Source organism: Streptomyces pathocidini (assembly GCF_001418495.1).
Lineage (GTDB): Bacteria > Actinomycetota > Actinomycetes > Streptomycetales > Streptomycetaceae > Streptomyces > Streptomyces pathocidini.
On record NZ_LIQY01000099.1, the window covers coordinates 1 to 11,190 of the forward strand.

Here is an 11,190-nt window from a genome sequence, read left to right on the forward strand (position 1 = left end):
GAGCAGCAGCCCGCGGCCGCCGTGCATCAGCTCGTAGAGGCGACCCCGCTTCAGCGCCACGTCCCGCATCCGCCGGCCGAGCAGCGCGTGGCCCTCGCCGAAGTCGTAGCGGACACCGATCGCGGTGATCTTCTCGATCAGGTGCCGGTTCACCTCCTCGAAGTCCATCAGCTCCGACAGCAGTCGGCGCACCGCCCGGGGCCCCGGCTCGGTGGACAGCAGCTCCATCTGCGCGCGGGTGTTGTTCAGTACGTCGGCGGCCACCGGGTGGCGTTCGGTCTGGTAGCTGTCGAGCAGCCCTTCCGGCGCCCAGCCGCGAATCTCGGCGGCCAGCTTCCAGCCGAGGTTGAACGCGTCCTGGACGCCGAGGTTGAGGCCCTGCCCGCCCGTCGGCGGGTGGATGTGCGCCGCGTCGCCGGCCAGCAGCACCCGGCCCACCCGGTAGCGCTCGGCCTGCCGGGTGGCGTCGCCGAAGCGGGAGAGCCAGCGCGGTGAGTGCACGCCGAAGTCGGTGCCGGCGAACGCCCGCAGCTGCTGCTTGAACTCCTCGAGCGTCGGCGCGACAGCGCGGTCCTCGGCCACCCCCTCGGCGGGTACGAGGACGCGGTACGCCCCGTCCCCGAGAGGTCCGAGGCCGAACCGCAACTGGGTCTTGCGGACTTCGGCCACCACGGCGGCCAGCGCCTCCGGCGCCATGGTCGCCTCCATCTCGCCCAGCAGCGTCTCGACCCTGGTGGGCTCGCCGGGGAAGCCGACGCCGAGCAGTCTGCGCACCGTGCTGCGGCCGCCGTCGCAGCCGACGAGGTAGCGCGAGCGCAGCAGCGTGCCATCGGCCAGCTCGGCGCTCACCCCGTGTGCGTCCTGGCTCAGCCCGACCAGTGCGCAGCCGCGCCGGATCTCGGTGCCGAGCTCGGTGGCGCGCTCGGCCAGTAGGCGGTCGGTGACGGGCTGCGGGATGCCGAGGACGTATCCGTGTGCGGTGTCCAGCCGGTCAGGTGACGGCTTGCTGAGGCCGGCGAAGAAGCCGCCGACCGGATACTTCTTGCCGTGCGCGAGGAACCGTTCCAGCAGACCGCGCTGGTCCATCATCTCGATGCTGCGCACGTGCAGACCGAGCGCGCGGACATACGCGGCCGGCTCCGCCAGCTTCTCCAGTACGAGTACGCGCACACCGTGCAGCCGCAGTTCGGCGGCCAGCATCAGGCCGGTCGGCCCGCCGCCGGCAATGATCACGTCAATCATGAAGGACCCTATTCCCGCAGGTTCTGGCTTGAACGGGCGATTCTGCGGTATTAGGGGGGCCTTGCCGCAAGGCCCCCCGTGCGCTATATGTTGAGAGTGGCAAGGAGTTCCGACTCCTTGCCTTTCCTTTTGCGGTCTGCTCGCGGCCGGTCCGCCCGCGGCCGGCACCGCCCGTGTAGTCCTGTCGGAGGGGCCGATTACGATCGGCTCTCGTGGGCAGCGTGCGGCAGATACCGGTGATCGTTCTTGCGGGGTTCCTGGGGGCAGGGAAGACGACCCTGCTCAACCATCTGTTGAGCAGGAGCGGCGGGAGCCGCGTCGGGGTGGTCGTCAACGACTTCGGGGCGATCGAGATCGACGCGATGATGGTCGCCGGGCAGGTCGACTCGATGGTCTCGCTCGGGAACGGGTGCCTGTGCTGCGCCGTGGACACCAGCGAGCTGGACGCGTACCTGGAGCGGCTCGCCCGCCCGAGCGCCCGGATCGACGTGATCGTCATCGAGGCGAGCGGTCTGGCCGAGCCGCAGGAGCTCATCCGCATGATCCTCGCCAGCGACAACGACCGCATCGTGTACGGCGGTCTGGTCGAGGTCGTGGACGCGGCGGAGTTCCCGCGCACCCGCGAGCGGCACCCGGAGATCGACCGGCACCTGGCCATCGCCGATCTGATCGTGCTCAACAAGGCGGACCGGGTGAGGGAGGCGGAGCGCGCCGCGGTCCTCGCCCGGCTCGCCGAACTTGGCCCCGGCACCCCGATCGTCCAGGCCTCCCACGGGCGGGTCGACCCCGAGCTGCTCTTCGACCGCGCGCCGCGCGCCGGCATCGAGGAGGCGGTCCGGCAGCTGTCCTTCGAGGACCTGTGCCGGGAGGAGGCGGAACACGCGGACCACGGCGGCCATGCTCACCACGGCGGCCATGCCCACCACCTCCACACCGCCTACGACAGCGTGGAGTTCACCTCCGCCGAACCCCTCGACCCGCGGCGGCTCCTGGACTTCCTCGACGGCCGGCCCGCCGGGCTCTACCGCATCAAGGGCTTCGTGGACTTCGGCCCCGGCGACCCGCTCAACCGCTACACCGTCCACGCCGTCGGCGACTTCCTGCGCTTCTACCCCGCACCGTGGGGGAAGAACGAGCCGCGCCTGACCCAACTCGTCCTCATCGGCACCGGCGTTGACGGAGCGGGGCTGGTCAAGGAGCTGGAGTTCTGCCGGGCCCCGGCGGCTACCGCCGACGCGCCGCAGGACGCCGCCACGACCGGCATGTGGGGCGTCCTGCGCTACGTACCTTCCCCGGAGGAACCCTCCCGGGACGACCAGGAGTTCCTGGACCAAGCAGAGGCCCAGGAACCCGTAGCCGACTGGGCTACACCGGGCCCGCCAGCGAACTGACCGGCTTCGCCAGCGGTACGCCGGAGCCGTCCCGCCGCGGGTCGGCCTCCGGCAGCTCGACCGGGGCGCCCTTGGCGTCCGCGGCCATCGCCGGCGCGGCCCCGGCCCAGGCCAGGACCAGGCACTCCTCGCCCTTGAGGAAGCGCTGGCAGCGCACGCCGCCGGTCGCGCGCCCCTTGCGCGGGTACTGGTCGAACGCCGTCAGCTTCGCCGTGCCCTGCGACGTGCCGTCCAGGGTGCCGCCGGCGCCCGCGATGGTGAACACCACGGCGTCGGCCGCCGGGTCGACCGCGTGGAACGCGATGACCTTGGCGCCCGAGCCCAGCTTGATGCCCGCCATGCCGCCCGCCGGGCGGCCCTGCGGCCGCACCTGCCCCGCCGGGTAGCGCAGCAACTGGGCGTCGTCGGTGACGAAGACCAGGTCCTCCTCGCCGGTGCGCAGCTCGGCCCCGCCGACGATCCGGTCGCCCGCCTTGAGGGTGATGACCTCCAACTCCTCCTTGGCGGCCGGGAAGTCGGGCACGACGCGCTTGACCACGCCCTGCTCCGTGCCCAGGGCGAGGCCGGGCGAGGACTCGTCCAGCGTCGTCAGGCAGACCAGGGTCTCGTCGGCCTCCAGGGTCAGGAACTCCGAGACCGGCGCACCGCCCGCCAGGTTCGGCGGGGCCGCGGTCTCCGGCAGCATTGGCAGGTCGATCACCGTCAGCCGCAGCAGCCGGCCGGCCGAGGTCACCGCGCCCACCTCGGCGCGGGCCGTCGCCGGAACCGCCGAGACGATCACATCGTGCTTGGTCCGCTTGGCCGTTGCCGCCTCGGGGAACGGCTCGCCGGTCGCCGTGCGGGCCAGCAGGCCGGTGGAGGAGAGCAGCACCCGGCACGGGTCGTCGGCGACCTCCAGCGGGACCGTGGGCGCGGTCGCGCCCGCCGACTCCAGCAGGACCGTACGCCGCTCGGTCCCGAACTTCTTGGCCACCTCCGCCAGTTCGCCCGACACCAGCTTCCGCAGCTCCGCGTCCGACTCCAGGATGCGGGTCAGCTCCTCGATCTCCTGGCCGAGCCGGTCGCGCTCGGCTTCCAGCTCCAGCCGGTCGAACTTGGTGAGCCGGCGAAGCGGGGTGTCCAGGATGTACTGCGTCTGGATCTCGCTCAGCGAGAAGCGGTCCATCAGGCCCTGCTTCGCCTCCGCCGAGTTCTCACTCGACCGGATGATCCTGATGACCTCGTCGATGTCGATCAGCGCGACCAGCAGGCCCTCGACCAGGTGCAGCCGGTCGCGGCGCTTGCCGCGCCGGAACTCGCTGCGCCGCCGCACCACGTTGAACCGGTGGTCGAGATAGACCTCCAGCAGCTCCTTCAGGCCCAGCGTCAGCGGCTGGCCGTCCACCAGCGCGACGTTGTTGATGCCGAACGACTCCTCCATCGGCGTCAGTTTGTAGAGCTGCTCCAGCACGGCCTCGGGGTGGAAACCGTTCTTGATCTCGATGACCAGACGCAGGCCGTGCGCCCGGTCGGTGAGGTCCTTGACGTCCGCGATGCCCTGCAGCTTCTTGGCCCCGACCATGTCCTTGATCTTGGAGATGACCTTCTCCGGGCCCACGGTGAAGGGCAGTTCGGTGACGACCAGGCCCTTGCGGCGGGCCGTGACGTTCTCCACCGCCACCGTCGCGCGGATCTTGAACGTGCCGCGCCCCGTCTCGTACGCGTCCCGGATCCCGGTCAGCCCGACGATCCGCCCGCCGGTGGGCAGGTCGGGGCCCGGCACGTGCCGCATCAGGGTCTCGAGGTCCGCGTTCGGGTGCTTGATCAGATGCCGGGCGGCGGCGATCACCTCGCCGAGGTTGTGCGGCGCCATGTTGGTCGCCATGCCGACCGCGATCCCGGAGGCGCCGTTGACCAGCAGGTTCGGGTACGCGGCGGGGAGCGTGACCGGCTCCTGCTCCTGGCCGTCGTAGTTGGGCGCGAAGTCGACGGTGTCCTCGTCGATGGACTCCGTCATTAGGGAGGTCGCCGAGGCCATCCGGCACTCCGTGTACCGCATGGCGGCCGGGGGGTCGTCGTTGCCCAGCGAGCCGAAGTTGCCGTGCCCGTCCACCAGCGGCAGCCGCATCGAGAAGGGCTGCGCCATGCGCACCAGCGCGTCGTAGATCGAGGCGTCGCCGTGCGGGTGCAGCTTGCCCATCACCTCGCCGACGACGCGGGCGCACTTCACGTAACCGCGCTCGGGGCGCAGGCCCATCTCGCTCATCTGGTACACGATCCGGCGGTGCACCGGCTTCATGCCGTCGCGGGCGTCGGGCAGCGCACGCGAGTAGATGACCGAGTATGCGTACTCCAGGTAGGAGTTCTGCATCTCGTCCACGACGTCGATGTCGAGGATCCGCTCCTCGAATTCGTCCGGCGGCGGGGTCTGCGTACTGCGGCGGGCCATCGCGGCTGCTGCTCCTTAGTCCGAAGAATCTGAGGACCTCTGACGCGGACCATTGTGGACCCACTCGCTGACAGCGCGTTCCACGACCCGTGTGACCGCCGCACGCGGCGGGAACTTCGCCAGGTGTCAGCGCGCTTGCATACAGTGGCAGCACAATGCGCGACCTCAGCCATTCCGCGATCGAAGGGACGTACATGCCCATGGGTCACACGGCCACGCAACAGGCCGGCTCCGGCGGCCTGACAGCGACAGAGCACCGCCTCGCCAACGGCCTGCGCGTGGTGCTCTCCGAGGACCACCTGACCCCGGTCGCCGCGGTCTGCCTCTGGTACGACGTCGGGTCGCGCCACGAGGTCAAGGGCCGCACCGGCCTGGCTCACCTCTTCGAGCACCTGATGTTCCAGGGCTCCGCGCAGGTGAAGGGCAACGGCCACTTCGAACTGGTGCAGGGGGCGGGCGGCTCCCTCAACGGCACCACGAGCTTCGAGCGGACCAACTACTTCGAGACCATGCCCGCCCACCAGCTGGAGCTCGCCCTCTGGCTGGAGGCGGACCGCATGGGCAGCCTCCTCGCCGCGCTCGACGAGGAGTCGATGGAGAACCAGCGGGACGTGGTGAAGAACGAGCGCCGCCAGCGCTATGACAACGTCCCCTATGGCACGGCCTTCGAGAAGCTGGTCGCGATGGCCTACCCCGAGGGCCACCCGTACCACCACACGCCCATCGGCTCCATGGCCGACCTGGACGCCGCCTCCCTGGAGGACGCGCGGAACTTCTTCCGCACCTACTACGCGCCCAACAACGCGGTCCTCTCGGTCGTCGGCGACATCGACCCCGAGCAGACCCTCGCCTGGATCGAGAAGTACTTCGGCACCATCCCCGGCCACGACGGCAAGCAGCCGCCGCGCGACGGCACGCTGCCCGAGACCATCGGCGAGCAGCTGCGCGAGGTCGTCGAGGAGGAGGTCCCGGCCCGCGCCCTGATGTGCGCCTACCGCCTGCCGCAGGACGGCACCCGCGAGGCCGACGCCGCCGACCTGGCGCTCACCGTCCTCGGCGGCGGCGAGTCCTCCCGGCTCCACAACCGCCTGGTGCGCCACGACCGTACGGCCGTGGCCGCCGGATTCGGCCTGCTGCGGCTGGCCGGAGCGCCCTCCCTCGGCTGGCTGGACGTGAAGACCTCCGCGGGCGTCGAGGTCCCCGCCATCGAGGCCGCGGTCGACGAGGAGCTGGCCCGCTTCGCCGCCGAGGGCCCGACCCCGGAGGAAATGGAGCGCGCCCAGGCGCAGTTGGAGCGCGAGTGGCTGGACCAGCTCGCCACGGTCGGCGGCCGCGCCGACCAGCTGTGCCGCTACGCGGTGCTGTTCGGCGACCCGCAGCTGGCCCTCACCGCGGTCCAGCGGGTCCTGGACATCACCGCCGAGGAGGTCAAGGCCGCGGCCGCCGCCCGGCTGCGCCCGGACAACCGCGCGGTCCTCGTCTACGAGCCGACCGCACCCGCCGCCGAGAACGAGAACGCGGCCGATACCGAGAACGCCGCCGAGAACGAGAACGAGGAGGCGGCCAAGTGAGCGACGCCACCCCGAAGATGAGCTTCCACCCGCAGCCCCAGGGCGGCATCGCCAAGCCGTGGGCCTTCCCGGCCCCCGAGCGCGCCACGCTCCCCAACGGCCTGACCGTGCTGCGCTGCCACCGGCCGGGTCAGCAGGTCGTCGCCGTCGAGGTGAACCTCGACGCCCCGCTCGACGCCGAGCCCCAGGGTTTGGACGGGGTCGCCACGATCATGGCGCGGGCGCTCTCCGAGGGCACCGACAAGCACAGCGCGGAGGACTTCGCCGCCGAACTGGAGCGCTGCGGCGCCACCCTGGACGCACACGCCGACCACCCCGGTGTCCGCGTCTCGCTGGAGGTCCCGGCCTCCCGGCTGTCCAAGGCTCTCGGCCTGCTCGCCGACGCGCTGCGCGCCCCCGCGTTCCCCGACGGCGAGGTCGAGCGGCTGGTCCGCAACCGGCTGGACGAGATCCCGCACGAGCAGGCCAACCCGGCCCGCCGCGCCGCCAAGGAGCTCTCCAAGGAGCTGTTCCCGGCCGACTCCCGGATGTCCCGGCCCCGCCAGGGCACCGAGGAGACCGTCGAGCGCATCGACGCCGCCGCCGTGCGAGCCTTCTACGAGGCGCACGTCCGGCCCGCGACCGCCACTGCCGTGGTCGTCGGCGATCTGACCGGGATCGACCTGGATGCGCTCCTCGGCGACACCCTCGGCGCCTGGACAGGCAACACAGCGGCTCCCCGCCCCGTACCACCGGTGACCGCCGACGACACCGGCCGTGTGGTGATCGTGGACCGGCCGGGCGCCGTGCAGACGCAGTTGCTGATCGGCCGGGTCGGCGCCGACCGGCACGACCGCGTCTGGCCTGCCCAGGTCCTCGGGGTCTACTGCCTCGGCGGCACCCTCACCTCCCGCCTCGACCGCGTGCTGCGCGAGGAGAAGGGCTACACGTACGGCGTGCGAGCCTTCGGGCAGGTGCTGCGCTCGGCCCCGGACGGCACGGGCGCGTCCCTGCTCGCCATCAGCGGCTCGGTGGACACCGAGTCGACCGGGCCCGCGCTGGAGGACGCCTGGAAGGTGCTGCGCACCCTGGCCGCCGAGGGGCTCACCGACGCGGAGCGGGACGTCGCCGTGCAGAACCTGGTCGGCGTCGCCCCGCTCAAGTACGAGACGGCAGCCGCCGTCGCGGGCACCCTCGCCGACCAGGTCGAGCAGCACCTCCCGGACGACTACCAGGCGCAGTTGTACGCCCGGCTCGCCGACACCGGCACCGTCGAGGCGACGGCCGCGGCGGTCAGTGCCTTCCCGTCCGACCGTCTGGTCACGATCCTCGTTGGTGACGCGTCGGCCATCGCGGAGCCCGTACGGGCGCTGGGCATCGGCGAGGTGGAGGTCGTCAGCGGCTGATCCCGCGTCAGGGGTGATCCCGCGTCAAGTGCGCTGAGGCGCAACGGAGGTGCCCTGGGGCGAACACGGCCCCGGGGCGCTCCTTTATGTCCGGATTGCGGGCAAGGCGGCCGCTTTCGCTGTGGTGTCCGCTACAAAGACCCTGTCTTCTTTGGTGATTCGCGGATGTCCCGTTTAGCGTTCGTCCGGACTGTCCGGCCGGTCAACGCCGCACCCGCGGCCACCGGACAGCCATCGCCGAGTCCCCGTACGGCGCGAGCCAGGGGAGCCGGGGACCCAAGTCCCTGGGGTGAATCGGGTGCCTCCCCGGAGGACCCGTAGGAGACCTTCCTGCTCCGAACCCGTCAGCTAACCCGGTAGGCGAGAAGGAAGGAAAGGAGTACCGCCACCCCATGGCGTCCATACGCCCCTCGGCGCCCACCCCTGCCGCCGCGAAGCCCGCCGGGAAGAGCGCGGGCAGGCACCGCCGCCCGGGCCGACTCGCCCGTTCCGGCGCCCAGTTCGGCTCCATCGCCACTCTCGCCGCCACCGGCATCGCGGCCACCGTCGCCGCCCCCGCGCTCGCCGCTCCCGCCGAGCGGAACACCTCGGACCCGGAGGCCTCCGGACTGCGCCAGGCCGTCGTCATCGGCGACCGGCTCGCCGAGACGGTCGACGCCCAGGCCCGCGCGCAGCGCGGCGCCGCCGAAGCGGCCGAGGCACGGGCGAAGGCCGAGGCGCAGGCGCGCAAGGCGGCGGAGGAGGCCCGGCGGGTCGCCGAGGCGAAGGCCGAGAAGGAGCGCGCGGAGCGGGCGCGCGCCGCCCGCGAGGCCGAGCGCAAGCGCCTGAACACCTTCGTGCCGCCGATCAGCGGCAGCTACATCTCCACCGGCTACCAGTCCTCCAGCGGCCTGTGGTCCTCCGGCTCCCACACCGGCATCGACTTCCACGCCGCCTCCGGCACCGCGGTCCACGCCGTCGGCACCGGGACCGTGGTCGAGGCGGGCTGGGGCGGCTCGTACGGCAACAACATCGTGATCAAGATGAGCGACGGCACGTACACCCAGTACGGCCACCTCTCGTCCATCGCCGTCTCCGTGGGCCAGAAGGTCACCCCGGGCCGGCAGATCGGCCTCTCCGGCGCCACCGGCAACGTCACGGGCCCCCACCTGCACTTCGAGGCCCGGACCAGCCCGGACTACGGCTCGGACATCGACCCGGTCGCCTACCTCCGCTCGCACGGGCTGAACGTCTGACTCGGCCTCAGCGTCCGACTCGGCGTCGGCGCCCGACTCGACCTGAAACGTGTGACGGGACCTGAACATGTGGCAGGGCCTGGAACATGTGGCGGGGACAGCGGCCTGGCGCGCAGCCCCGACGTCCGGCGCCAGGCCAAAAGGCATCCATATTCCGGCCACGGCCGTCGGAAATTCCCGTGTATTGCCTTAGAGTCCCGAACGAGCGGCAATCGTCCGCGTTTCGCGCCGATTAAAGCGGAGGACGGGCTTTGCGGGGTCGAATGTGAACGGCGAAGCGGCGGGCGCGGGCCGTATTCCGGGCCGCGCGGTATGCCAGGCCATCCGGGACGCCATCGTCTCCGGAGTGCACCCGCCCGGCAGCAGGCTGACGGAGGAGGTCCTGGCGCGCCGGTACGGCGTCTCGCGGGTGCCCGTCCGTGAGGCGCTGCGGACCCTGGAGTCGGAGGGCTTCGTGACCACCCGGCGCCACGCCGGGGCCTGCGTCGCGGAACCCTCCGAGCAGGAGGCCGCCGACCTGCTCGACATCCGCGAACTGCTGGAGCCGCTGGGCGCCGCGCGGGCCGCGCAGCGCCGCACGGAGGCGCACCTCAAGGTGTTGCGGGGGCTCGTCCGGCTCGGTCGGGAGCGCGCCAGGCGCGGGCACCTGGCGGATCTGCGGTCGCTGGGCGGCTGGTTCCACGAGACCCTCGCGAAGGCCTCGGGCAGCCCCAGTCTGGCATCCCTGCTCACCCAGGTCCGCCGCAAGATCACCTGGGTGTACGGGGTGGAGGTGCCGGTCGGGGCGGGGGAGTGCTGGGAGGAGCATGCGGCGATAGCCGACGCGGTGGGGCGCGGCGACGCGGAGCGCGCCCGCGCGCTGATGGCCGTCCACACCGAGCGCTCGCTGGCCGGCTACCGGCTGCGCGGCCCGGTGCGGGTGAGGAATCCGAAACAAGCCGTCAACACGGCGGGCCTCCGGAATTAACAGAAATCCCGTATACGAGACTCCGGGAATTCGCCCACGCGGACACCGGCCCGTACATCACCCGTACATCAACTCGGGCAGCAATTCCGGACAACAAACGCGGACGGGAAGCGAAGAGCGGAGTCGCGGCGGCTTTTCGATGCCCACCGCGACTCCGCTCCGTGCATTCGCTTTCCGCCCGTACGGACGGTCTGCCGCCCTCGGCTCAGACGGTCTCCGGAAGCTCCTCGAGCCCCTCGGCGACCAGCTTCGCCAGCCGGTCGAGTGCGACGTCGGCGCCGTCGGCCTCCGAAGCCAGGACGATCTCCTCGCCACCCTGCGCGCCCAGGCCCAGCACGGCCAGCATCGAGGCCGCGTTGACGGCAGTGCCGTCGGCCTTGGCGATCGTGATGGGGACGCCGGCGGCGGTGGCCGCGCGGACGAAGATCGAAGCGGGTCGGGCGTGCAGGCCCTCGGCCCAGCCGACGGTGACGCGGCGCTCAACCATGGTGTTGCCCTTCAAGTCGTGTCAGGTCGTACGCTGACGGCCGTTTCCGCCGGGCCCCGCCCGGCTTGTCTAGACCAGTCATTCGGTCCAGTCTCTCACGCTCCGCGGAGTGCTCCGTTCCGCCGCCCGCCCGTACGCTGGTGCCCATGCGGACGCCGCCCGAGCACGCCTACCCCACCCACTGGGAGGCAGACGTCGTGCTCCGCGACGGCGGTACGGCGCAGATCCGGCCGATCACCGCGGACGACGCGCAGCGGCTGGTGGACTTCTACGAGCAGGTGTCGGACGAGTCGAAGTACTACCGCTTCTTCGCACCGTACCCGCGCCTCTCCGACCGCGATGTGCACCGGTTCACCCACCACGACTACGTCGACCGGGTCGGCCTCGCGGCAACCGTGGGCGGGGAGTTCATCGCGACCGTCCGCTACGACCGCATCGACGAGCGAGGCCGGCCCGCCTCCGAACCCGCGGACGAGGCCGAGGT

Annotated in this window: 9 protein-coding genes and 1 riboswitch; of the genes, 6 read left to right on the plus strand and 3 right to left on the minus strand. The window is 71.7% G+C overall.

Annotated features, from left to right (window positions below):
- A partial coding sequence (gene rox, locus AOK16_RS06520; RefSeq protein WP_055471269.1) for a rifampin monooxygenase occupies positions 1-1,242 on the minus strand: 1,242 nt, incomplete at its 3' end.
- Between the two features lie 212 nt (positions 1,243-1,454).
- Between rox and AOK16_RS06525 the strand changes: the two genes are divergently transcribed.
- A complete protein-coding gene (locus tag AOK16_RS06525) occupies positions 1,455-2,633 on the plus strand; it encodes a CobW family GTP-binding protein (protein WP_055471270.1) in 1,179 nt (392 codons plus the stop codon).
- Here the strand turns inward: AOK16_RS06525 and AOK16_RS06530 are convergent.
- On the minus strand, positions 2,608-5,061 hold the full coding sequence (locus AOK16_RS06530; RefSeq protein WP_055471271.1) for a DNA gyrase/topoisomerase IV subunit A: 2,454 nt from the start codon (positions 5,059-5,061) through the stop codon (positions 2,608-2,610). The two genes, AOK16_RS06525 and AOK16_RS06530, sit on opposite strands and share 26 nt — an antisense overlap.
- 155 nt (positions 5,062-5,216) lie before the next feature.
- Between AOK16_RS06530 and AOK16_RS06535 the strand changes: the two genes are divergently transcribed.
- From AOK16_RS06535 to AOK16_RS06550, 4 genes are all read left to right on the plus strand, one after another.
- Positions 5,217-6,632, plus strand: coding sequence for a M16 family metallopeptidase (locus tag AOK16_RS06535; protein ID WP_055471272.1), 1,416 nt, complete (start codon positions 5,217-5,219; stop codon positions 6,630-6,632).
- A gap of 17 nt (positions 6,633-6,649) precedes the next feature.
- Positions 6,650-8,017 carry a M16 family metallopeptidase gene (locus tag AOK16_RS06540; RefSeq protein WP_055471276.1) on the plus strand — a complete coding sequence of 456 codons (1,368 nt, stop codon included), beginning with the start codon at positions 6,650-6,652 and terminating at the stop codon, positions 8,015-8,017.
- A gap of 225 nt (positions 8,018-8,242) precedes the next feature.
- Positions 8,243-8,394: riboswitch (cyclic di-AMP (ydaO/yuaA leader) on the plus strand.
- Positions 8,395-8,409: 15 nt separating this feature from the next.
- Positions 8,410-9,252 (plus strand): M23 family metallopeptidase, encoded by an 843-nt coding sequence (locus AOK16_RS06545; RefSeq protein ID WP_055471273.1) that lies wholly within the window; start codon positions 8,410-8,412, stop codon positions 9,250-9,252.
- Between the two features lie 265 nt (positions 9,253-9,517).
- Positions 9,518-10,219, plus strand: coding sequence for a GntR family transcriptional regulator (locus tag AOK16_RS06550; protein WP_055471274.1), 702 nt, complete (start codon positions 9,518-9,520; stop codon positions 10,217-10,219).
- Between the two features lie 205 nt (positions 10,220-10,424).
- On the opposite strand, the gene AOK16_RS06555 is transcribed toward AOK16_RS06550, so the two are convergent.
- Entirely contained in the window at positions 10,425-10,706 is a 282-nt protein-coding gene (locus AOK16_RS06555; RefSeq protein WP_055471277.1) for an HPr family phosphocarrier protein, read from the minus strand.
- A gap of 146 nt (positions 10,707-10,852) precedes the next feature.
- Here AOK16_RS06555 and AOK16_RS06560 point away from each other — a divergent pair.
- Positions 10,853-11,190, plus strand: a 338-nt coding sequence (locus tag AOK16_RS06560; RefSeq protein ID WP_478071897.1) for a GNAT family N-acetyltransferase, incomplete at its 3' end; no start/stop codon positions are given.

Bases quoted from the DNA above. Each gene is read 5' to 3' on its own strand.
- AOK16_RS06530 (WP_055471271.1), bottom strand. From the start codon at position 5,061: ATGGCCCGCCGCAGTACGCAGACCCCGCCGCCGGACGAATTCGAGGAG.
- AOK16_RS06535 (WP_055471272.1), top strand. From the start codon at position 5,217: ATGCGCGACCTCAGCCATTCCGCGATCGAAGGGACGTACATGCCCATG.
- AOK16_RS06540 (WP_055471276.1), top strand. From the start codon at position 6,650: ATGAGCTTCCACCCGCAGCCCCAGGGCGGCATCGCCAAGCCGTGGGCC.
- AOK16_RS06545 (WP_055471273.1), top strand. From the start codon at position 8,410: ATGGCGTCCATACGCCCCTCGGCGCCCACCCCTGCCGCCGCGAAGCCC.
- AOK16_RS06555 (WP_055471277.1), bottom strand. From the start codon at position 10,706: ATGGTTGAGCGCCGCGTCACCGTCGGCTGGGCCGAGGGCCTGCACGCC.